This window comes from Mariniphaga anaerophila, assembly GCF_900129025.1.
Lineage (GTDB): Bacteria > Bacteroidota > Bacteroidia > Bacteroidales > Prolixibacteraceae > Mariniphaga > Mariniphaga anaerophila.
This window is the reverse complement of the sequence record NZ_FQUM01000002.1, coordinates 619,259-642,820: the sequence shown is the minus strand read 5'-3', so window position 1 is coordinate 642,820 and position 23,562 is coordinate 619,259. Positions and strand designations below refer to the sequence as shown.

At 45.2% G+C, this 23,562-nt stretch carries 14 protein-coding genes; all 14 read right to left on the bottom strand.

All coding sequences use genetic code 11. The annotated features are described in order from the left end of the window. Positions 1–286: 286 nt before the first annotated feature. On the bottom strand, positions 287–1,042 hold the full coding sequence (locus BUB08_RS05755; protein WP_072999715.1) for a DUF4405 domain-containing protein: 756 nt from the start codon (positions 1,040–1,042) through the stop codon (positions 287–289). A 309-nt stretch (positions 1,043–1,351) separates the two neighbouring features. Then, positions 1,352–2,833, bottom strand: coding sequence for a sulfatase (locus BUB08_RS05750; RefSeq protein WP_072999714.1), 1,482 nt, complete (start codon positions 2,831–2,833; stop codon positions 1,352–1,354). A 40-nt stretch (positions 2,834–2,873) separates the two neighbouring features. After that, on the bottom strand, positions 2,874–5,174 hold the full coding sequence (gene hepB / locus BUB08_RS05745; protein WP_072999712.1) for a heparin/heparin-sulfate lyase HepB: 2,301 nt from the start codon (positions 5,172–5,174) through the stop codon (positions 2,874–2,876). A gap of 10 nt (positions 5,175–5,184) precedes the next feature. Continuing rightward, positions 5,185–5,427, bottom strand: a complete 243-nt coding sequence (locus BUB08_RS05740; RefSeq protein ID WP_072999710.1) for a T9SS type A sorting domain-containing protein — start codon at positions 5,425–5,427, stop codon at positions 5,185–5,187. Positions 5,428–5,429: 2 nt separating this feature from the next. Further along, positions 5,430–8,258 (bottom strand): polysaccharide lyase family 8 super-sandwich domain-containing protein, encoded by a 2,829-nt coding sequence (locus BUB08_RS05735; protein WP_072999708.1) that lies wholly within the window; start codon positions 8,256–8,258, stop codon positions 5,430–5,432. 11 nt (positions 8,259–8,269) lie between these two features. Further along, complete coding sequence (locus BUB08_RS05730) at positions 8,270–10,255, bottom strand: sulfatase family protein (RefSeq protein ID WP_072999706.1); 1,986 nt, start codon at positions 10,253–10,255, stop codon at positions 8,270–8,272. Positions 10,256–10,319: 64 nt separating this feature from the next. After that, positions 10,320–11,543, bottom strand: a complete 1,224-nt coding sequence (locus tag BUB08_RS05725; protein WP_083570615.1) for a glycoside hydrolase family 88 protein — start codon at positions 11,541–11,543, stop codon at positions 10,320–10,322. Between the two features lie 94 nt (positions 11,544–11,637). Further along, complete coding sequence (locus tag BUB08_RS05720; protein ID WP_072999702.1) at positions 11,638–13,098, bottom strand: sulfatase family protein; 1,461 nt, start codon at positions 13,096–13,098, stop codon at positions 11,638–11,640. A gap of 25 nt (positions 13,099–13,123) precedes the next feature. After that, positions 13,124–13,870, bottom strand: a complete 747-nt coding sequence (locus tag BUB08_RS05715) for a 3-keto-disaccharide hydrolase (protein ID WP_072999918.1) — start codon at positions 13,868–13,870, stop codon at positions 13,124–13,126. A gap of 92 nt (positions 13,871–13,962) precedes the next feature. After that, positions 13,963–15,441 carry a Gfo/Idh/MocA family protein gene (locus BUB08_RS05710; RefSeq protein ID WP_072999701.1) on the bottom strand — a complete coding sequence of 493 codons (1,479 nt, stop codon included), beginning with the start codon at positions 15,439–15,441 and terminating at the stop codon, positions 13,963–13,965. 42 nt (positions 15,442–15,483) lie between these two features. Beyond that, positions 15,484–17,004, bottom strand: coding sequence for a sulfatase family protein (locus BUB08_RS05705; RefSeq protein WP_072999699.1), 1,521 nt, complete (start codon positions 17,002–17,004; stop codon positions 15,484–15,486). Positions 17,005–17,022: 18 nt separating this feature from the next. Then, on the bottom strand, positions 17,023–18,315 hold the full coding sequence (locus BUB08_RS05700; RefSeq protein WP_072999697.1) for a sugar MFS transporter: 1,293 nt from the start codon (positions 18,313–18,315) through the stop codon (positions 17,023–17,025). Between the two features lie 31 nt (positions 18,316–18,346). Further along, positions 18,347–19,312, bottom strand: a complete 966-nt coding sequence (locus BUB08_RS05695) for an ROK family protein (RefSeq protein WP_072999695.1) — start codon at positions 19,310–19,312, stop codon at positions 18,347–18,349. Between the two features lie 196 nt (positions 19,313–19,508). Next, complete coding sequence (locus BUB08_RS05690) at positions 19,509–23,558, bottom strand: hybrid sensor histidine kinase/response regulator transcription factor (RefSeq protein WP_072999916.1); 4,050 nt, start codon at positions 23,556–23,558, stop codon at positions 19,509–19,511. Positions 23,559–23,562: the final 4 nt, after the last annotated feature.

Sequence of the window (23,562 nt, the reverse complement as noted above, 5' to 3'; positions counted from 1 at the left end):
TGTCAGTCGGATTATTCATTGTAAATAATGTTGTTTTTCTACACGCTCACAAGTTGACCAGCAGTGGAAAAATTCTGGTTCATGCCCTCCGCTAAAACAAATTACTTTGTAGTTGCCGATATTTTATTCTCACACGATAATCATTTTGGCAATGAAACTGAGATGCAGTTTTATGCCGGGGATAAAAAATATTTTCAACCAAAAACAAAAAGACTACGACAAAGGCGAGTATTGCAATGCCGCATACATTTCCGGCCCTTTGCCAATTTTCGTTTTTGCAACAAAATCAACGGTTCAAGCGCAGCTCAGCAACCTTACTTTTTAATTCTGACATATCGAATCCATACTCTCTTTTTAGCCGTCCGATTCGCTCACCTGATTTACCCTGAGGAATTCCCATTGCAGTTGCCAGTTTGCTTTCAGAAATTGCGTATTTTTTTGAAACATCAGTCAACGTCATACTTCCAAAAATATCGAGCTCAGAATTCGAATGCTCGTGGCGAACCCCTGACTGATTCTTGCGGCGTTTTTCTACTGCCTGTTTTTCATTCGACAATTTTCCGGTGTTTACCGAAGCAGAATGTTGCGATAACGAACCTTCCAGCAATATTTCGTTTCGTTGCAGCATCTCCTGCCTATGGGAGTATTTTCGTTCCACCGGAGAGACATCTGGTTTTATCAGGAACGGAGCCGCCAGCAAAAGCAAGGTCACTACTCCAACGCAAACCGAAATTGTTCTTCGCGACGATTGCCGGCCAACCATCTGTTTAAAAATGCAGCAAATCATTTTCCAGTGCAGAACAATATGCAGCAACATCAGCAATAAAAACGCAAAACTGAGATATAAATGAATATCTCCCCACTGGTGCCGGTCGAGCCCGAACAAATTAAGTTCTACACCGCTACCATACAGTTCATTTCGTTTGAATCCGGGTACCAACACATATTTTATTAAAAAACCTACGCCGGCAATCAATGCCAGCAGTATCAACATAATTCCATCCAGAATAAGGTTGATTTGAGGTTTACTTTTCTTGCTCATAAATACTGTTTCCTTTCTGTTACTTTCTTTTTAAAATGCACTCGAAATAAGAATACAAAGCAAAATTAATTAAACTTTTGCTCAAAATACAACATTCTGTATTATTAAAAACAATTCAATAAAGAAGAAAAAAACACGGACTTTTAGAAAACAAAAAAATCGACGATCATGAATCGTTCTGAACAAAAAAGCACTTCAAAAGGATACAAAAACAAAGAGCTGCAAACCGAATCGGCGCAGCTCTTCTCAACTATTAATCACCTTCTTACCTCATACTCCCATGTAAAAAGTACGAACTCGCAATTCGCACTAATATCGTTGAATACTATTTCTTTTGTTATCAAACATTTGGCGCATCTCGTTAAGTGTTTTTCGGGATGCAGTGTTACCAACCAGGTTGGTTAATTCTTCCGGATCGTTTTCGTGGTTGTACAATTCTTCGTTTGTGCCGCCCGCTTTTTCTCCCCAGCGCGTGTACCGCCATTTATTTGTCCGGATGGTTGCGGCTTTTCCGCCGTAACTCACCGTATAAGCGCATTCCTTTTCTGTCACTTCGCCAGTGCCTTCCAGAAACGGAGCCAGACTTGTTCCCTGAAGAATTTCAGGTTGCTCTTCCGAGAATCCGCAAAATTCAGCAAACGTCGGGTAAAGATCGATGAGCTCTGTAATACTGCTACAAGTTGTGCCGTGTTTCTCAGGAAATCCCGGATGAGAAATAATCATCGGGGTTCTGACACTTCCTTCCCACAGGCTAACTTTCGACCAGCAATCGTGTTCACCGAGATTATAGCCGTGGTCAGACACAAAAACAACAATGGTATTTTTGCGGAGATCCATTCGATCCAGCGCATCCAGCAGTCGCCCCACCTGTTCATCCATAAAACGGACACTTGCCATGTAAGCGCCAATGGCTTTTTTTTGCTGAAGTTCGCTCATTCCCCATCGTTCATTATTTCTGCGTTGCAACGCGTCCTCCGGAACATTCTCTCCTATTACTACTTCGGGCAACTCCATATTTTCTGTGGGATAATGCTCAAAGCACCGTTGAGGCGCAATCAGCGGAACATGCGGTCGTACCAATCCCACAGCCAGAAAAAAAGGCGCATTTTCTTTCAGCCGGTGTTTATCCTGGGCATCGGAAATCAGTTTTCCTGCCCGTCCTTCCAAAATGGCGATTGCCTGGTTTGCCGCCAGATAATCGGTTTGTGTATAATCCAGATTATTGGGAATAATCATCCTGGCGAAATTGGAGCCATAATGCGGGTTTTTGGGAGAAAGCAGTTCCATATTTCCGGGGCTGTTTTTTTCCGGTCCCATTACGTTGTATGCATAATCCCACGAATCAGGATCATCAGGACCGGCTTCTCCCCGCTCAATTCCTCCGGGAACTCCCATGTGGTATATTTTTGAAACCCTTGCCGTAAAATATCCCTGCTCCCGCAAAAAGCCGGTCATCGACGGGTGCTCTTTCAGGTTGGAATTCATTGCCCGGTAATTGCCGTAAACGTATGAATTGGCCAGCACACCATTACTTTCGGGATACAATCCGCTCATTAACGACGTCCGTGACGGGCCACACAAAGGATACTGGCAATAGGTACGCGAAAACTTAACCCCTTCCTCTGCCAGGCGGTCGAGGTTAGGAGTATGTTTTTCAATGTCCATGTAAGGCCCAATCCGGGTATTCAAATCGTCTGAAATAATAAACAGAACATTGGGTTTCTGTGCCTGGATGCCCATCGACAAAACGAGCAACAATATGGGTATTAAAAATCCTTTCGCCTGTTTCATTGGAATAATCTATAATTTCCGATTCAAAATATATTAACCATTACCGAAGAAATTTGTAGTCTCCCGCTTCGCCTTCGAAATACATCACTCCGTCGTCAGAGCAAACCGGAATTCCGGGCAAATAAACTTCTCCGTTTCTTTTCACCTGCCAGGTTCCGGCATCCAGGTCAGTCAATACAAATTTAAACGTTCCGTTGCCGGTTACCTCCAGCTCAAACGGACGGTCAATAATCTGCCCGGTTTTGCTGAATGTTACAACCCGGTTAGCCAGTTGCGCACCAACTATTTTTTCGTTTTCAATACTCTTCACATCATGCAGGTTGTTCTGCCCGGTTTCGGTTACCTGCATCACATTCAGAAAGAGATCTTCAGCAGCAGGTTTTTTCGGCAAAATCTCTACCCGCCAGGCTCCGCGTTCGTTGGCTTCGTCGGCGGTCCGGGTCGATTCGTTTTCGTAATTGGTGCCAAACACCCAAAACTCTTTTCCTTTTCCTCCCACCGGAACAATATCACAATCATCAGCAGCCGGAAGCAGCGCTGTATTGACCAACATTCCGGTGTCGCCGTTTTTGGTTCGTTTTATGGTTATCCTGTTCCCTTCAATTTCAGGCTCTTCAATACTGTGCAACAGCCAGTATTTCTGAAACTCCGGATTAGATGCCACCACTTTATCGAAAACAACAAATGCTGCCGGTATTTTTTCCTCTTTCAGATTCAGAAAAACGAATGAACGTTTTACCTCATTTACTTTCTCCGAATATGCTTTGGTGATGTCGCCCTTCAGATACGAGTAATCGGGCATCTGAAAATCAGGGCCAAAACCGTGGGCAAGTATTTTCCCGGTTTCATAATCCTGCGCAAGCAACGAATCCAGATTTTGCGGCGGAAACCAGCCGTACCCGGGCAAACGCTGTCCACCGTCGTTTTCCACATATTCTGATTTATCAGCTCCACCATAACCAATGGAGTGGAATTTTTCGTCCGGATCGAAAATCAGCAAACTGTTGTGGGCAATTGTTCTTTTAAAGAAGTTTTTGTTATGCGGGCTGTTATAACCGCCGGATGAGCCCTGATAAGTACCGGCATCGATAGCCAGCGGCCCTTTGTAATAAATCTGAAAAGCGCCGGCATCGTGATGCATGTGATTGAGAAAATTGTACTCATTTATTTTCATCTCGGCAATCACACTGTTTGCATCCCAGCCCGTGCGTGCAATCATCCATCCAAATGGCGACCCCGAATATTTAGTCAAAGGCAGGTCGTCCGGACTCTTGGTTCCCAGCTCGGTGTCGCGCCAAAGCAAATCGTACAAAATGTTATTGCTGTCAATATTCGGATTCATTTGATACTCGTAATTCAGGTATTCATCTTTGTAGTAGCTGGAAGCCAGCATCATGGGAAGACTGTAATATTTTGCAGATGCCCGGGTATGATTTACATCTCCGCTCGGCATAATCTGCCCGTCGGGGCGGCGTTTGTAAATAAGATCGTACGCCACGAACTGCTGCGCCGGGTTGTACACATTTCCTGCGCCCATCCGGTCGAAAATCCAAAGCGCAAACAGGTCGCACGAAAAACGAACGTTAAAATACGATGTTCCCTGATGGTAAGCATGCCCCGGATAAAACCAGTTCCGCACTGGCAAATGTTCTTTAAAAAATCTGCCCGCAGCCAGGTTGTACATTTCCGGGAATTCATCGTAAATGGCAACCCCGGCCGAAATCATATCACGCATAATCATCCATTCCGACGAGTGTCCAGTTACCGAATTTTGTTTCACGGGAGGGTACCCGCATTCCATCATTTTTGCCAGCCGGACCTGTGCTTTTACAAAACGTTGTTTCTCTGCATCGGTCAACAAATCGTAGCACCAATCGTACACAATAGCGCCAGACACCATCATCCGGCCCACAGCCCGCGATATATCGCCGGTGTGTGGCCACGAAGCTGTTTCCAGCGTATCGATAACCAAATTTATCGCTTCGCGCCCCAGCTTTTCATCTTTTGTAACCAGGTACTTCAGCGCATTGAGTTCGGCACGCACGGTAATCCCTTTTTGCTGCACGTAAAAACGCCAGCCTTTTTCCTCGGGAATATCTTCGGGTTTCCAGTCTTCCTGCATTTCAAGCAGTGTATTCCACGCATCTTTCAATGCCGGATTTTCCAACCGCATTTTTAGTTCTGGTATTTGGTGTGCTCTTATGTATAGGCGGGGATGCTCTTTAGGCGGAATAGGAATTTCAACGCCGTTAACGCTTTTCCATTCGCATTTTGTCACCTGCGAAAAAGCAAATACATTCAGGGCAAACAGAAAAAACATTCCACAAATTATTCGTCTCATTTTATTGTATTTAATTATGAACAAGTATTTTATCGCTTTGAACAGCGTCCTCTGTTTCTACTTTTACCATGTACATTCCGGGAACCAGTCCGCGGGTGGAAAATACATCTACAGAATCTACCACGCCGCCACCTCCAAAAATTCGTTTTTTCTCCAACAACTGCCCCGCAAAACTGTACAACGAAACATCCATTGTTCCGTCGGAGATTTCGGCATTGAGCCGGATTTTTTTGCTGGCGCTATTGAAATACACTCTTACTTTTTTTTTTGAATATTACCTGGTTGAACGTCAGCTAAAAACCGCCCTTCTGTTTCGAAAAGTTGCACAACCGGTTTTCCGGCGTAAACTTCTTCCGAAGAATGAGTAACTGCAACACTAGTCAGGCTGCTGGTTTCATCAAAAGCTTCACCTTTAAATTTTATGTTTACATCTAAATTGATGGTTAACGCTGTGGTTGAATGGCACGGATCTGTAACAGAAATCTCCAGATTCTTTCCATTGTCTTTCATCATTACCAAAGCGGGACGGTCAACTGCAAGACAAACATTTTCTCCTTCTGAGTTTTCAAAAAGAAGCGTTCCCGGCTCGTAAAAAGCTGCTTCAACAATTTGCAACTCCTTATTGTACACCGCCATCAGTTCAGGTTCATTTTTCAATACTTTAATGTTGCCTGTTTCTATGGATTGGGCAAAGGCCTTGACTTTCTCGACACTCGTGGCCGGCAACACAATGTACTGGTACGAATCGTCGGTCACTTTCGGGCCGTGGTTTATCGCCAGCTGAAACATTTTCTTTGGGGCAGTTGCATTTGTCCAGCGGGGAGCCCGTGTTTCGGCAGCCAGCTCAACATTAACTTTTTGCCCTTCCCCGGGAACTATTACGTAGCCAACCCTGTCGTGATAAACCCAAAGCGGGCGCTGCTCCACAGCAAAATGTTCAACGCTATTTTCATCAGAAAAAGAAACCGTTTCAGCATGATCCTCTCCTGCCCTTCCAAAAACTATATCGCCTTTCCATTCCAACTGGTTCAGGGTAGTCAGAATATCAGCTCCGTCGCCCGGGCGTACGCGCCTCACGTTGTTTCCAAGAGCAACAATTTCGTTCTCAAAAAAGAAATAGCCTTTATTGGCATTTACCGTTGAATACAAAGCCGCTTCGCTCTGGTGATTGCGCTCGTACCGGAATGCGCCAAACCCGACTGAGCCGTTGGACACAACCCCGGCAAAAACATTGGTTCCGGGTGCTCCGGGATAAGCCGACACCGCCGAAGGAGGCAAGTCGTCAGTCCGCTGCTCGGCAGAGGTTCCGGGAATTGCATGCCAGTTGTAATAATTCTGAATATTGTTGTAATCGTCGGGATTCACCCTCACGAACAGTGCGCCGTCACCCAAATAGTAATACGACCGTTTTTCAATTCCCCGTTCCAATCCTCTGGAACGTTTCGAAATCATTTTTGCAGAGGCAAAATAATCGGGCCGGCGCTGCACAAAGTAATCGATATTCCAGAATGCTTTGCTCATTGCCAACGGGTCATCATACCCTTCTTTTTCCAGATTGGTTTTATAATCGAGCAGTTCATTTTCGCGCGCAATAACCGTTTCATCACTCTTTGCCTCAATCAATCTTTTAACAGCAGAAAGCAGTCGGCTTCCCCATTTTGCACGGTCGGGCTCCAAGCCGCCAACCGACATGTCGAGATACCCGTAAAAGGTTAACGGGCGGTAAGCATCCAGAATTCGTTCGGCAATGGTATTGTAGGTTTTATCCTGCGCCTGAAAAGGAGTATTTTTAAACTGATCGGCCAGAGGAATACTCCACTCGGTAAGCCATTCCCAACCATAGGCGTCGGCAGTAAACTGGATTCCCACAGCCGGATGATGACAAATGGTTCCGTCGGGGAAAAACCCGTTTTTGTTGTTGTAGGTATCTGAAATAACAAAACCTGTTTCAACCAGTTCCATTAAATCGTCCAATGCACCTGTCGGGTAAAATCCCGGGATACGGACATCTTCCTTGTCGTACCACAAATCCCAGTCGGTAAGCGCCCGGTTGTAATCGTACGAAATTGCAGCCCTTACGGCCAGGCTCCGCATCCGGTGGTTGCGGTTTGCATTTCCAATAGCAGGCCGTTCGTCCATGCGTTCGGCAAACAAATTGTCGCAATTATCAATAATCGCATCATAAACTTCAACAGCCCGTTGCGCAACTTCAGCGTCCTGGCTTTTCATCTCTTGCTGAAGTATTCTGAAATAGTTGAGACCAATTCCGGCAATGTAATCGGTATTTCGCCACAGGTGTGTTTCATACCACTCGGTCCGGTATTTTGCAAACTCGTTAGCATTAAAAATAATCGCGGTATAAACCTTTTCCTTCAATGCTTCATCTTTGTAAAACGACGATTTCTCGTCGAGATAGGCCATTGCCAGGTTGTTGATTCGCAAAGCACCAACATTAGCGCCTTCCCAGCCTGCCTTCGACAAACCGTAGGTTAAATCCGAAAAAGAACCATCAGCATTAAACTTGGAGAGGAACTCTTCCAGCTTGGCATCTTTTTCAGGATAATACAACCGGCGCGCCCGGGATATCCTGTCATAAACAAACTCAAAGTACTTCTCGGCAAGAGATGTTTCTACCTTTGTTATTGTATATTCCTGCGTATCGGTTGCACCGTTATTAAAAGTTGCTTTTACCTGCAGCGTGTATTTGTCGCTACTAAGCGGCAGTTGATTTACTGTCAGAATACCAAAGTGTTTTCCGCGGGAGTTCACAAATTTTTCAATTCGAAACAAACTCGCACCGGTTCCTCCGGTTATTTCAAAATCGGCTTTTTCGAACGAATTGTTCGCCAGATTTACCCTTCCGATAACTTCGTCGCCCGGTTGAGCCGATTCTTCCACTTCAAAATAACTATCCGCAGCACTCAGCAACTGCGTTTTGGGAAGAGCGGTGTGAACCACTCCCAGTGCATCCTGCCATTTATTTTGTGCAAAGCCACAAATTCCTGTAAATAAAAACAGAAGCACCAACAAAAACTTTCTGTTCATCATCCGGGTAATCTCTTTTCTGTTAATTAATTGCAACATTGTTTGTGTTTTTATTGGTGAACTGAAGGTTGAATATCAGGAGGATAAACAAACGTACGCCCTTTTTTATTGGCTTCGATGCCTTTTTCGCGATCCTCCTCGGTATAAAGTTCAGACAGCGGCAATTCGCCCAAATTCACCAAAATGGAACGCACTTTAACGCCCAGCCCCATTCTGTCCTGAACTATTTGTTCCTGCTTTTTATTCATCGATATAAACTCAGGCAGGTACTTCATCATCATTTGCCTTTGCTCCGGATACCAGGTTAAAGTTTCCAACGAAGAGTACGCCAGGTTAAAATTATTTTCAAACAAGTGAATCAGTTTTTTCACGCCTTTATCGAACTCACCGAGATAGCAAAGCGCCTCGGCAGCAGCGGTAGCAACCTCTTTGGTTTTGTCGTTGGCAGCCTGAATCAGTTCTTCGGGGCACTCACCCGTCTGTTTTTGTGAGCCCAACGTGCAAAAACCAATGGCTCCCCAGTAGCGAAATTCCGGATACGGACTTTGAAGCAATTCCACCAATTTTTCGGTATCGGCGGCAGTGGGCGAACTGGCAAGTTCGGCTGCCTCATACAACTTTTCAAGCGGAAAATTTTCTTCTTTCACCCAGCGATACAAACCACCCGGCTTTTTCCGCAGTCCCCTCACAAACAATCCCAGGTCGTTACTTTCGCGAATATGTTTTGCTGTTTCTTTTCTGAAAAACTGTAGTTCGTTATTGTATTCCGAATCTCCGGCCAGGTTGTTCAGCTCCCAGGGATCATTTTCCAAATCAAAAAGCATTTCCGCAGATTTTGGCTGAAACGGTTGCAGCCACTCGGGGCGGGTACATTTGCCCGACATAACGTATTCGTCCCACGCCAGATTTGCAGGCATTCCCCACTGATAAAGATTCCGCAGGCAAAACGGCTTATGTGGAATGTAGTTTCGAATGTATTTGTAACGCCCGTCGGTAACAGTCCGGCAAGGATCGTAATGATAGTTTTCCTGATTCGCCCTGAACCCGAACTGTAGTTTACGAGGAGCCTCGGCATATTTTCCCATGAAAGCTTTTCCCTGCATAAAATCAGGTGGTTCTACGCCGGCGAGGCTCAAAATGGTTGGTGCAAAATCGACAAAACTTACCAGCCGCGGATCTACAATTCCCGATTCAACACCCAGCTTTTCCTGCCAGGCCGGGGGCACATAAATAATCAGAGGCACACGCAACCCGCTTTCGTATGGGAATCCTTTTCCCCGGGGCAGGCATCCTCCGTGGTCGCTATAAAAAAACACGATGGTATTTTCAGCCAATCCTCTCTTTTCCAAATCATCTAAAAAAACCTGTGCCCATTGACTGGATTCCTGACTGGCTTTCAGCTCATACGCTTCATCCGACCGCATTTCCGGTAAATCGGGAACATGAGGCGGCAGGAATATTTTATTTTCATCGATTCCAAATTTCTTAAAATCGGGGCGTCCTTCGGTGGTTATGGTGCGCACCAGCCCCATGTGCGTGGCCGTTGTATTAAAAATTGCGAAAAACGGCTGTCCGGGCTTGCGAGCAGGACTGTTGTACGAAGCCTCGTGACTGCATTCATCCCAAAGGCTTTTGTCGTCTATTGTAGAATTGTAATCAGTTTTGGCGTTGTTGGTACAAAAATACCCGGCCTTCCGCAGGTACAACGGATAAAAAATATCTTCCGGAGTTTCATATTGTTCGCGGTGAATATCCATTCCGTAGGTGGTGGCGTAGCAACCGGTAATTAAGGTTGAACGGGCTGCCGAACAATGCGGTGCATTTGATGATGCGTTGGTGTAGCGTATTCCTTTGCCGGCAAGCGCATCAACTTCCGGCGTTTTTACGTCGGGACTGCCATAGCAGCCAAACTGGTGAGGACTGGTGTCCTCCAACGTAAGCCACAAAATGTTTGGTTTTTCCTGAATTGTCGTGGGTTGATTATCCGAAAAAAAAGCATTCGGAAATAATAAAGTAATAAATAGTAACAGTTTCATTTCTAATCCTATTTTATCTGTTTCTGTTTCAGCTAAATGACCTAAAAGCCAGTTTCAATAAAAACTACTTCAGCGCAAAAAGCGGTTTTCCGTTGGTCAGCTTCAAATACCTGAGAAGCCCTTCAACAAAATAGTAGTCGGCATAAATTAAAGTACCGTCTACTTCACTGCCACGCAGAAAATTTCCGGTAGCGTGGCGTAAAATATAGTTGCCATTGCACACCGGGTCAGCGCGGTATTCGTCCGAAGCCAGGCTTTTCAGCATTTTTTCGCCGGCCTTAAAATATTTTTCTCCCTGGCTGGAAAAAGTACTCAGTTCGAGCAACGCCGAAGCCATGATGGCACCAGCAGAGGCATCGCGCATGGTTGGAATTTTTGGCGACACATAATCCCAGTACGGCACCAAATCTTCGGGCATGTTGGGATGATTCAACAAAAAATCCGCAATTTTTTCAGCCTGCTTCAGGTATTCCTCTTTATTGGTTTCGCGGTACATCATTGTAAATCCGTACAATCCCCAACTTTGGCCGCGGCTCCATTCGGCAATTTCCGGATCTGAAAAACCATTGTTCCAGTCCATCTTCCTAAATGCCCCGGTCTCCGGATCAAAATCAATTACATGCGGGCAGGAGTAGTTCGGCCGGTACTGATATTTTATGGTCTGATCGGCGTGCGAAATGGCAACATCTTTCAACCTTTCGTCACCCGACAATTTATACGCTTCGTAAATCAATTCCAGGTTCATCATGTTATCGATAATAACCGGGAACTTCCAGTCACGCCTTTCGTTTGGATTCCACGACATAATTGTTTTTGTTTTGTCGTTGTACCTGGAAGCCAATGACCTGGCTGCCTGAACAATTACTTTTTCGTATTCTTTATTACCGGTAAGCAGCCAGCCGTTTCCATAGCTGCAAAATATTCTGAACCCCACATCGTGATCACCTGTATTGTATTGTTGTTCAGCCAAAAATGACGTTACTTTCTCGGCATTACTTTTCCAGAAATCGTCACCGGAGTACTCGTACAAATACCATAAAACTCCGGGATAAAAACCGCTTGTCCAGTCATCGATTTCACACAAGCCGCGCTCAAAAGAGCGGGGTAACTTTTCAGTTTTTAACACCTCGGGCAGCATTTTTTTTGCCTGCACCTGGGCATATTCCATTGAGTTTCGCACCCAGTTCGGGACAACATCCTGCTTATCTTCAGCCTTTAAAACCGGCATAAAAAAACCTGCAGCTATCAGGCATAGCAATATTCTAAAGGGTTTCGTTCGTATTTTCATTTCGCTATTATTGGTTGTTTTATGGTGAATCAAACAATCTGCGGCACAATGGTCACGCTTCGTTGTACGAATAATTCACCATACACGTTTTATACTAATTTTCCAGTGTTTCTTTTAATTCCTGGTACTTTTGGTTGTACTCAGTCTCTCCATACAGATTCTTTTTCTCCACATTTTTCCCGTCCATAAAATAGAGCTCAGGTTGATGCGTATCACTCAGAATCAATTTCCAACCGGCAGTGCGCACCATTGATGTTCTCCAATCGTTTTCCCAGGTAAGCCTCTCAATTCGCGTGTGAAACGGAACGTCGCTGTCGGGCTTAAAATAAGGTTCCGGGTTGTTCCAATAATTTTCGGGCAACTCGCTGTAAGTAGCATGTGCAAATATTTTTCGTTCGGCAGGAATTTCTGCTTCCTTTTTCACAAGCACATTTTTTAACGACTGCCCTGCCAGAAAACCCGGAACTTCAATTCCGGCGAGGTCGAGCAACGTTGGAAAAATATCTACATTCTGGCTCATTCCGCTAACCACTTTACCTTGCTGTACAATTCCCGGCGCATACCAAATCATTGGCACATGCAGCAATGCGTCGTACAGGAACATTCCCTTCCGCACCATTCTGTGCTGCCCCATAAAATCGCCGTGGTCAGAAGTAAAAACAATAACGGTATTTTCATCAATCCCTTTTTTCTCCAACAATTCAACCAGTCGTCCAACCTGCTCGTCCACGCCCCACTCAACAGAGGCGTAATAATAACGCATGGTTTCTTTCAGGTCAGTGTCAGTAATTTTATCGTAGTGCAATGCTTTTTGCTGAGTAGCGATTCGCGGCCCCAACTGTTCGGGATCGATGTATTCGGGTAGTACCATTTCTGAAGAGCAGTACCCGCTGGTATATTTTGAAGGTGCCATATATGGCGGATGCGGATCGAAGTAGCTAACCACCAAAAAAAACGGCTGGTCGTCATCGGTCTGTTCGATAAAATTTATTGCGTCGCGGGTGTTTTTCCCGGGATTGCAATCCTCTTCAGGCCAAAACATATCTGAGTGCCAAAAAGGAGGAACATATTTTGAATAGCTCCGGCACTCTTCCCTTCCACGGATAATAACGTCGTCAAAATTTTTCAACTCTGCCCGCTGGTAAGTGTGGTTCTTTCCGACATAACCGGTACGGTAACCGGCCTCTTTGAAATACCACGGCAACGAATTTCTAAATACCAGATGTGTTTCCTCAGGATACCTATTGCTGAAAACCCCGGTTTCCGAAGTGTATTTACCGCTGAACATGCTTATCCGGGAAGACAAGCATACCGGGCTGTTTGAAAAATTGTTGGTAAACATGGCGCCCTGTTCGGCCATCCGATCGAGATGGGGCGTGTGAACCACACTGTTGCCTGCCGCACCAAACGCATCTGCGCGCATTTGGTCGCAAATAACAAAAATGACATTTGGTTTGTCGCCTTTGTCGCGTGCCCCGGCATTGAAGCACAACAACAATAAAAGCAACGACAAAATCAAGCCCGGGGTAAACAACTGGTAATTAGTTTTATTCATTGGGACCTTCTTTTACTGGTTTTTACTACAACTTCTTTATTTTGATATTTCTGAAACGAGTCAGACCGCCGTGGTCCTGGAGCCCCACATGGCCTTTCTTTGCCATGCCGTAATAAGGCTCGTCTTTCCATTTGCTTTTAGCCTTGCGCTCTTTCCAGTCCTGGCTCCACAGTTCGTACTCCACTACTTTCTTCCCGTTTAGCCAGTGCTCCACATGGGCGCCGTTAACCACCAGCCGCGAGGTATTCCACTCTCCCGGCGGGTTTATCGCTGCTCCTTCGGTTTCGTACATGCCGTAACAGGCGGCTGTAAACTGGTATTTCTCGCGTTTACGCGTTATGCCAATGTCATCGCTTAACTGGTACTCCGGAGCTGTTTTGTAAATCGTATTTACAATGTTTTCCTGCGCACGGATGAAAATCCCCGAGTTACTCAGCGGCGAGATGTTCCACTCCAGCGACAACTCAAAATTGTCGTACTGTTTTTTTGTAATGATGTCTCCGCCGTGGTCGCTGCCTTCGCCCGAGTTGTACAATATGCCATCAACAATTTTCCACCCTTCAACTTTCTTTCCCCCGTTAAAGGTCTTCCAGTTTTTTATTGAAACCCCGTCAAAAAGAAGTTTCCATCCTTCCTGTTTCTCCTTTTTGGTCAGCGTATTCAACGCTTGCTGTTCCTCGCCGGCCACTGCATCGCCTTTGCCGCCATCTGCTGAATAGGCATTAAAAGAAAGGGCGAAAAACAGGGCTGCCAGTATTGTTATATGGTTCATCTTTTTCATTCAGTAAATATTATTTGTTCTGTGCCATCTTATGTAGGTTGCAGCAGGACACGCCTGCCACAACCTTAGCTTTTGCTGCAAAACTATGCAGGCATATCGGGCAAGCGCCATGGCTCGCGATAGGTATGACTGATTATCTCCTCTGCAAATGCTTTGGCGCTGATCGGCTCCGTCCAGGTTTTGTCGAATGTCGGGTGACCGTCAGTAATTTCAAAACCGTCTCTTACTACTGTTTTGATGGTTTCACTGTCGGTGATGTTGGTAAACTGCATGTTCTCGCCATCCCAGGCCAGCTCTTTAAACAGCGACTGCAAACGCACTGCTGCCGTACCAATTACCACCATTTCGTTAAACGGGCCGGCTTCTGCAAAATCTGATAACGTGGGAACCCGGGTTTCGGGACTCTCTTTACATGCCCTGACCCAGTCCATCTCGTGGCTGATTTTCACCCTGCGCCGTGTGGGAGCCACCTCCGGTACATTACCCGACATCAGCCAGGGATCGCTGCCCTTGCTGCCGGTCACCAGAATGTCTTTCTCCCCGTGATAAATAACGCCACCGCCTTTGATGTTCATCTCTTTGCCGGCCGGCCACCCTGCCGGTACCATCGGCCGTAGTCCGCCATCGTACCAAATCACTTCTACTCCGGGTTGTTTGCTCTTTTTCATAACCGTGCTTTTTCGCTCCGGGAAAACCATTTTTACGGTTTGTGCAGACGGCGCACAGTCGTTTAACAACAGTGTAGAAATGGCCTGTAAACTGGTAGGATATTTTAAATCGAGGCCAAAATAGACCGGGTGCAGTACGTGGCATCCCATGTCGCCCAGTGCTCCAACCCCAAAATCCCACCAACCGCGCCAGTTCCACGGATGGTAAAGGTTGTGGTAGGGACGCATTTTTGCCGGGCCAACAAACAGATCCCAATTCAGGTAATCAGGCACCCACATTCCCGGCTCAGGGCGGTTCAGGCCCTGTGGCCAGATTGGGCGGTCGGTAAAAGCTTCCACTTTTTTTACATCGCCCAATATTCCGCTTTGGAGCCACTCAATGGTGATGCTGGCATCGTCGTCAGAGGCGCCCTGGTTTCCCATGCTGGTGGCTACCTTGTACTCTTTGGCCAATTTGGTCAGCAACCGCGATTCGTAAACCGAATGGGTAAGCGGCTTTTGCAGGTAAACATGTTTGCCCATGGTAATGGCATATGCACCGATAATGGCATGCGTGTGGTCGGCTGTTGCAATCATCACCGCGTCAAACGAGTCTCCAAGTTCGTCGTACATCACACGCCAGTCTTTGTATCTCTTCGCTTTTGGAAAATAATCAAACACCCGCTGGCTGTATCGCCAGTCCACATCGCACAACGCCACAATGTTCTCGCTCTCCAGTTCACGCAGGTTGCCAAAGCCTCTTCCACCTACGCCAATTCCCGCAATATTGAGCTTATCGCTCGGGGCTTTATGCCCCAGCCCGGAAATGACGTGGCTGGGAACAATGCTGATTCCGGCCGCTGCAAATGTTCCGGCCTTTACAAAATCCCTTCTGCCTATTTTATTAGATTCCATGTTGTTATTTGATTTGATTGCCTTATAGTTTCTTTCCTTAACCTATTCGTCTACCAGTGAATATTCTTCTTTGAGGCCCAGTTCACGGATTGCCTCTTCACTCGGGGTAGGGTATTTATCTTTTTCTGCATAGTACGGAGCATTCAGCCATTTCATCGGCGCTCCGGTTTCACGCGGGTCTCCCTGCTCTTTCAGGTAATTGGTTAAAGTAGTTGCCAACTCGTCTTTTACGGCTTTATACTCTTCGCTGCCTGCCACATTGTTCATCTGGAACGGGTCTTTGTTCAAATCGTACAACTCTTCTGCCGGACGTTTTCCAAAACCTAAGTCGAACAACTCTGATACGCCTTCTTTATCGCGATTTTTCAGAATATACATTTTGGTCGGACAAGGATATTGCAACATGTGGGCATCCACGTCTCCAAACAACGGTGGATCTCCTGCCGGCCAGTATTCCGGGTTGTAATTGCGGATGTACAAATAGTCGTGCGTACGGTACGAACGGGCTCCGTAGCCGGTTCCGTTTTTGCGGGCAAAGGCATGACGTTCTCTTGCAGTTACCACAAAATCACGGGTGGCATCTACCTGTCCGTCTTTGTCTGATTCCAGGATATTTGCAAAGCTCCGGGCATTCATCTCTTCCGGAATCTCTACACCGGCAAGTTCCAAAAATGTAGGAGCAACGTCGTTCAGGCTTACAAAATCATCGACCACTCGTCCGCCTGCAAAGCGCTTGGGCATGGAAATTACAAACGGAAGGCGCGTGCCAAAGTCGTAAAGATTACCCAAACCACGCGGCATCTGCCAGCCATTATCGCTGCAAACCAATATCAGTGTGTTGTCCAATTGGCCCATCTCTTTCAGCAGCTGAATGTATGAAGAGACATCGCGGTCAAAATTCTCTATCTCGGCATAGTAATCACCAATGTCTTTGCGCACATCTTCTACGTCGGGCAGGTAAGGCGGAACAACCAGCTTGTCGATATCAATTTTGCCTTTTTTCCAGCCGTCGGCTTTGAACGGACGGTGTGGGTCGCGGGAGCTGAACCAATAGAAAAAGGGTTGTCCTTTTTCACGGTCGTTATAAAACTCTTCAAACGAATAGTATTTGGTACCTGCCGGATTTTCCGTGCGGCCGCCAGCTTCCCAGTCTCCGGGGCCCCAGCCCTTGCCTTCGTGCCCAACCAGGTAGCCCGATTCTTCCAACAACTTGGTGAAAACCTCAAACTGGGGTGGAAAATCGCCCCACAGATTGGCAGCTTCATCCAATCGCCAAATGTCCTGACCGGTGAGCATGGATGCTCGTGCAGGAGCGCATGATGGCGCTGAACAGTAAGCCTGTGTAAAACGAATGCCTTCGGCAGCCAGCTTGTCGATATTCGGCGTCTGGATTACCGGATCGCCGTAACAACCCAAATGATCCCAACTGTGGTTGTCGGACATCAAAATGATAAAATTAGGACGGCGTTCTTCTTTTTTCTTTTCAGCCTGGCTACAACCCAACTGGAACAGAAAGGAGACCAGAAGCAGTGACATAAAAATTCTACGGTAATTTAGTTTCATCTTATATTAGTTTTTCAATTAAACATCTTTCCTGCGTAACGACCGGGTTTGAAGCGATGCAAAAATCTCCTTCACAGTCGTTGTTTTATTATTAACTAACGGGCGGGCCCAAAAAGCAATACTGAAAATATACCCCATGGTGAGCAGTAAAAACAGCATGGCCAGCCTCAGCCCGACAAAATCGCCAATCCAGCCGATTATCAGCGGAACCAGCGCCCCACCAAATATTCCCGAACACAATATTCCGGAGAAAGCACCGTGGTGTGCCTTTACCGAATTCAGCGCCAGCGAGAATATGATGGAAAACATTACAGAGATAAAAAACCCAATGGCCGGGAAGGCAATGAGCGATACACTGCTGCTGCCGAACAACGCCAGCAGTAAACTTATGACTGATAGCACTGAAAATATTTTCAGAACGCGGCGGGAATCCATCAGTTTTAATAAAACCAACCCCACCAGGCAACCGATTGACATCAATCCCCAAAACCAGGAGATGGCGTGTGCACCTGCCCCTTCGGGACTAATTCCGTGGTAACTGTGCAAAAACTTGCTCATCCAGTTGGCCACTCCCTGCTCTGTTCCCACATAGGCCATTATTCCGGCAAAGTAAAGCAGCACTTTACGCTGGCGGAAAAGAGAAAGATACGATTGCAAAGCTTCTACCTTTTCATCGTCTTTCAGCTCAACCTTGGGCAGTTTTACAAGTGCAATTATCAATAGAACAACCACAAACACGGCGGTAAATATCCAGTACAGCGAAACCCAGGGCAATCCTTCGGGAATCACGCGGCTAAGCATATCAACCAGCGCATTGCCATCGCCACCGTAGTTGCTCAGATTTCTCATTAAATAGGTAAAAACAAAAGGGCTGATAAAGGATGCGCCCCCGAAAACCAGCTGCCCCATTACAGAAAAAAACGCGAAATTTTCTTCACCTCCTGCAACGCGCATCAGCGGGTTAATAATAACCTGCAGCATGGCCATACCAATTCCGATTATGAACAGCGAAAAAAGGGCAACTGTGTAACCGGGGAACAGCGCGAACAAAAACGAACCCGCCAGATTCAACCCAAAAGATATGAGCATTGATGTTTTTTCCCCGTACCGCTCAACCAGAAACCCTGCCGGAATAGACATTACCCCGTAGGCCAGGAAAAAGGAAAACGGCAAAAAGGCGCCCAGAGTTAAACTCAAATTGTAGTTGTCGATGATTACCGGCATTAGTGGCCCCAAAATGTTAGTCACAAAGGAGATCACAAACCAGATAAACAGAATCAAAACAACTACTAAACCATTCCTGCTATTCATTTAATTCAATATTTATTAGTAATTAGAACTATTAGTTTTCTACTTTTTCGCTTTTTTTCAGGCTGTCAAAAACCAAGGCAGCAGCACCAAACATTCCGGCTTTGTTTCCGAGTTCGGCCCTGCTTATTTTGGTAAAAACCTGCGTCTCTTTCATGGCCATTTTCAGAGTTCTTTTCCTTATTTCCCTGATGTAAAACTCGCCGGCTTCAGAAATACCTCCGCCCACAACAACGCGCTGCGGACTGAAAATATTAATCAACCCTGCCAGTCCGGCAGAGAGGTAATAGAAGTGGGTTTCGAGCGCCTGCTGCGCTTCTTTTTCTTTTTTCAGATAACGCTCCACAATGTATTTGCCGTCCACCTTTCCGGGAACCCTTTTTCCTCTTTCGATAAGAGCGTTTTTGTAATCGCGGATTAGCGCTGTTACCGAAGCGTGAGCCTCCCAGCAACCGATACCTCCGCACGAGCATTTTTCGCCGTCGGGGTTTATAATAATATGCCCCAGCTCGGCTCCCCTGTTTCGGTGGCCGCCATACAATTTTCCGTTTAACACCATGGCTCCTCCGATTCCGGTTCCAACGGTTATAAAAATGATATCGGTATTATGAGTTTTTGAACCGTAATGAAATTCACCCAGTCCCATCAGGTTGGCATCGTTTTCAACAAATACCGGAAATCCGAAACCCTTATTTAAAATACCTGCCAGCGGCAAACTTTCCCACTCCGGCAGGTTTTCGGCTCCGCCGAGAATTAGCCCGTTATCGATTATCCCGGGAGTTCCGATTCCAACCCCGGTTATTTCCAGTCCTTCCGATTCGGCCAATAATTTTGCTTCAAGTATCGACTGTTTTAGCGCACTTATTAAATGATCTCTTCCCTTCTCAACTTCCGTGGGTTTTTTCGATTCAAATTTGATCTTCCCATTTTCAGTCACCAGGGCATATTTAATGTATGATCCTCCTAAATCAATTCCTATAGCATGTCTCCGTTCCTTCATTGTACTTTATCTTATAAAAGGGATTTTATTAAAACCATTTTACTTCAAAAGTAGGAGATAAAAAACACAACTTCCTGTAAACAGGTTTTTCGTAATATTACTTTTGTTGAAGTGAATATTGATTGTGTTGAAATCTGTTATTTTTTTGATAAAACAGAGCGTTTTTCACTGCGAAAGTGCTGCTTTTTCCAAAATACTATTTCCGCATCTGATCCAGGTGACCCGTAGGAAGATAGCCAAAGTACTTTTTAAAACTGGTGGTAAAATACGACGGAGAACTGTATCCTACCATGTAACTGATTTCGGAAATAGAGTACTTGTTTTCTTCCAGCAATTTTACAGCCTTTCCAAGCCTGATTTTTTTGATAAAATCGGTTGCAGATTCGCCCGTAATTGCTTTCAATTTCAAGTGAAGGTTCGACCGGCTCATTCCTATTTCGCGGGCAAATATTTCTACCGAAAAATCGGGATCGGAGAGGTACTTTTCTATTATCTCCTTCGACTTTTCCAATATTTCCTGATCCAACGAATTGAATGCAATCTCTTCCGGATTCACATCAATTGATTTGGAGTAATAATCCTGCAACCTTTTCCTGCTTTTTATCAGGTTGAAAACTTTCTTTTCGAGCACCCGGACAGAAAACGGTTTGGGAAGGTAATCGTCAGCGCCGGAATCCAGCCCTTCCATCTGATCTTCCACCGAAGTTTTGGCAGTGAGCAAAATCACGGGAATGTGACTTGTTTTGATGTTTTGCTTTATTTTTTTACAGAATTTTATCCCGTCCATAACCGGCATCATCACATCCGATATAATAAGTGCAGGATTGCTTTGCTCAACAACTTTCAGCGCCTCTTCGCCATTCGGGGCTGTGCAAATATTGTAGTTCACCGAGAAATTGTCTTTTAAATAGGCAACAATATCAGCGTTATCTTCCACAATCAGAATGGTGTCTTTTTCGTCAGCAACCAGCATTTCTGCGGGCTCCTCTTCGTTTTCGTCGGAAATTACTTCGGTTGCTTTTTTATACCTTCCCGTTTCAACCGAAATGGCGGAAATTTCGCTTTCGGAATACACGCTCTCCGAAATTGGCAGCGTTACCACAAATTTGGAACCTATCCCCTCTTCGCTTTCAACCCTGATGCTTCCGTAGTGCAGCTCCACCAACCGTTTGGTTAAAGCCAGGCCAATACCCGTGCCCATATTTACGTTGCTTTCGGTTACGCTGTAGTACCTTTCGAAAATAAGCGACAGTTTATCTTTGGGAATTCCTTTTCCGGAATCTGTTACTTCGATAACCACAGATTTGCTGTTTTTGTGAAGGTTGATTCCAATTTTTCCGCCGTTGGGAGTAAACTTAAATGCGTTGGACAACAAGTTGAAAAATATCCGTTCGATAATATTTTTGTCAAAACAGATTTCCAGTTTTTCTTCTTTTGAATTGAAAGAATATACAATTTTGTTTTGCGCTGCCACCGATGCAAAAGAGAGGTAAATATCGTTAACAAAACCAACCAGCTCGTTTCGCGAAACGTTCAGCTTCAATTTTCCGGTTTCCGATTTTCTGAATTCCAGCAATTGGTCGATTAAATCGAGCAGCCTGCTGGCATTTTTGTTGATTAACAAAATCTGCTTGCGCAACCACTCATCGTTTATCGGTTTTTCGAGAATTTTTTCCAGAGGCGACAAAATCAGGGTAAGCGGAGTTCTGAACTCGTGGGAAATGTTGGTAAAGAACTGCAGCTTCATCTGGTTAATTTCGCTTAACTTCTCTTTTTCAAGCCTTTCAACACGCAAATCGTGCAATGTTCTCATCCGCTCCATGGCAAATTTATAAACGAAATGAGCGGCAACTGCCAATAGAAAAATATATAAAACCAGTGCCCAATTTCTCAGATACCAGGGTTTTAGAATAACTATTTGCAGGGAAGTTGGGGCACCGGCAATTTCCCCGCGTACTGCTTTTACCTTAAAGGTGTACTCTCCGGGCGGCAATTGCGAAAATGTAACAGAATTATCGGAGCGCCACCATTGTTTATTAAAATTGTCGAGTTTAGTAAGGTAGGTTATATTCTCGTTATCTACGTAATTTACAGCAGAATAGTCCAGCGTAATTGTATTCTGGTCGTGATTCAGAATAATTTTGTTCGTCTGGTTAATGTGATTTTCCAGTATTCCTGTTTCATCATCGGAGTTTATTTTCTGACTGTTGATGCTCAAACTCGTTAAAAGAACTTTTGAGTTAAACGGAAGTATTTTAATGCTATCGGGCCGAAACATGGTCAGCCCTTTTATTCCGCCAAACAAAAAGTAGCCATCGTTAAGTTTTGCGTATGAAAAATTGTTGAACTGCGTGTTCTGGATACCGTCGTGTACTAAGTAGTTTTTCATGGATTTCCCCTGATGATCCAAAGAGATAATTCCCTGATTTGTACTAATCCACATTCGATTTTGATCATCTTCTAGAATTCCAAAAAACACGTTGCTTTCCAACCCGTCTTCGGTGGTAATCCTTTTGAAATTTCGTTCAATCTCATTAAAAATATTCAGCCCGCCATTGGTTCCAATCCAGATTCTCTTTTTGCTGTCTTCGTAAATACAGTTTACAAAATCGTGGCTCAAACTGGTGGAGTCTCCGGGATGAGTTCTGAACGATTCGAACAGACGCTTTTCGGGATAAAAAATATTTAATCCTTCGAAAGTGCCAATCCAAATTCTGTTTTGCGAGTCTTCAAACAGCGAGGTAATCTGGCTGGATGTGAGCTGCTGCCCTTTTGAATCGGAACTAATCAGTTCGAAAGTTTTTGTTTTGAGGTTAAACTTCTCCAACCCGCCCCAGGCACCTACCCAAATTTGCGATTTGCGGTCTTTCAGCAATGCGTAAACGCTGTTGTCGGAAATTGCTCCGGGAGCTTCGCTGGCTTTAAACCGGATATTTTTCCCGGTTTCCGGATCAAAAAGATTCAACCCCGATTTGTGCGTTCCCACCAATAACTTCTGGTCGTCGGTAAAAACAAGTGATTTTATATTGTTTGAGCTGATCGTATTCGGATCCGACTCGTCAAACATAAAATATTTAACGGTGTTGTCCTTCCGGTTCCAGCAGTTAACACCTCCGTCGTTGGTGCCAATCCACACTTTTCCTTGGGCATCTTCTGTAATGCAGCTCAACACATTGTCGTTCAACGAAAAAGTACCGCCGTTTTGGTTTATCAAATCAAAATGCAGGTTGTGTGGATGATAGAAGTTTATACCTCCGTAAAACGTTCCGAGCCACATTCCGCCTTCTTTATCTTTGTAAAGTGAACGCACCGAGTTCTGACTCAACGTATAAGGCCGTGTATAATCCTGGTAATAATTGGAAAAACTACCGGTGTTTTTGTCCAGAATGCTTAATCCCACAAAAGTTCCTATCCAGAGGTTGCTGTCGTTATCAAAAGAAAGGGAGCGCACATTGTTATTACACAGCGAGTTGCCATTATTTATTTTATGAAGATAGTTTTCTTCGATGTCAAAATTGCGGTTCAATAAAAGAAGCCCGTTTCCTTCGGTTCCCACCCAAATACGCCCGTCGGCACATTTCAGCATCTTCCTGACTTTTGGGTCCTTTTCAAACAGATCTATTTTTTTTACGGTTTCATTTTCAACATCCACCGAATACAAACCGTATTCAGTACCCACAAGCAATTCATCTCCACATGCGCAAATGTCGTTAATGTAATAAAGCCGCTCTCCGTTGTAGGAAATTTTGTATTCCGAAAAATCGTTGCTGTCCGGGTTGTATTTATACATATTCCCGCTGAATGATCCGGCCCAAATCCTGCCCTTACTGTCTTGCTCAATGTCTGAAATAAAGCGGTCGTAGCGCTGGTCGAACAACGGGTAATTCCTAAAGTTGTCGTACTCGTAATTGTACTTGCTGATTCCTTTGTTTCCACCAATCCATAAATTCCCTTCGTCGTCGTTAAACAACACCCGAATATGGTGCGAAATAACAGTTGTTGAATCACTGTTATCATCACGAAAAACCCGAAACTGAACTCCATCGTATCGGTTCAAACCGTCCTGGGTTGCAAACCACATGTAGCCCAGGGTATCCTGAACAATGGAGAAAACTGTACTTTGTGAGAGTCCCTGACTGTTTGAAATATTTTCGAATAATATATCTCTGTTGCCAGAAGTTTGTTGTGCTTGGACGGCAATGTTGAATCCTAACGAAAGCAGGATTGCTGCAATAAAGCTTCTCATAATG